Source organism: Helicobacter cinaedi CCUG 18818 = ATCC BAA-847 (assembly GCF_000155475.1).
Classification (GTDB): domain Bacteria; phylum Campylobacterota; class Campylobacteria; order Campylobacterales; family Helicobacteraceae; genus Helicobacter_C; species Helicobacter_C cinaedi.
In genome coordinates this window covers 1-885 of the sequence record NZ_DS990419.1, presented here as the reverse complement: position 1 = coordinate 885, position 885 = coordinate 1, and the positions used below count along the sequence as shown (strand labels likewise).

1 protein-coding gene is annotated in these 885 nt (G+C 34.9%); it reads left to right on the top strand.

The features are described from left to right. A partial coding sequence (locus tag HCCG_RS11375; protein ID WP_034548685.1) for a methyl-accepting chemotaxis protein occupies positions 1-885 on the top strand: 885 nt, incomplete at both ends.

The window sequence follows — 885 nt, the reverse complement described above, 5'->3', positions numbered from 1 at the left end:
AGGCTTAGAATCCGACCAAGCCCTTGTGGCACAATCTCTTCAAGTCATAGACAAAGCAAAACAAGGTTATATTGATAGCCTTATAGAATCTAAAGGCAGCAATCCACAGCTTAATAATCTAAGAGATTCTGTAAATGAACTGCTTAAACTCTTAATGACAGGTGTGGGAAAAGATTTAAATGAGATTAATCGTGTATTTGAATCTTATGTAAGCTTAGACTTCACCACAGAAGTAAATAATGCAAGTGGTAGAGTAGAAGTAGTTACAAATACTCTAGGAGAAGAGATTAGAAAAATGCTTCATACAAGCTCTAACTTTGCTCAAAATCTAAGTGAAGAGGCAAAAGCATTAGCAGAAGCAGTAAATAATCTTACAAATCTTACTAACTCTCAAGCAAGTAGCCTAGAACAAACAGCTCAAGCCGTAGAAGAGATTACTTCATCTATGCAAAATGTTAGTGGCAAGACAAGTGAAGTTATACAACAAAGTGAAGATATTAAAAATGTTATAGGCATTATTAGAGATATAGCAGACCAAACAAATCTACTAGCTCTTAATGCTGCTATTGAAGCAGCTCGTGCTGGAGAACACGGAAGAGGATTTGCTGTTGTTGCTGATGAAGTGAGAAAACTAGCGGAGAGAACACAAAAATCTTTAGGTGAGATTGAAGCTAATACGAATCTCTTAGTGCAAAGTATTAATGATATGGGTGAATCTATAAGAGAACAAACAACAGGTGTAACTCAAATCAATGAAGCCATATCTCATTTAGAATCTGTAACACAAGAAAATGTAGAGATAGCTAACTCTAGTGCTGAAATAAGTCAAAGAGTAGATAGAGTAGCTAAAGATATATTAGATGATGTGAATAAGAAGAGGTTTTA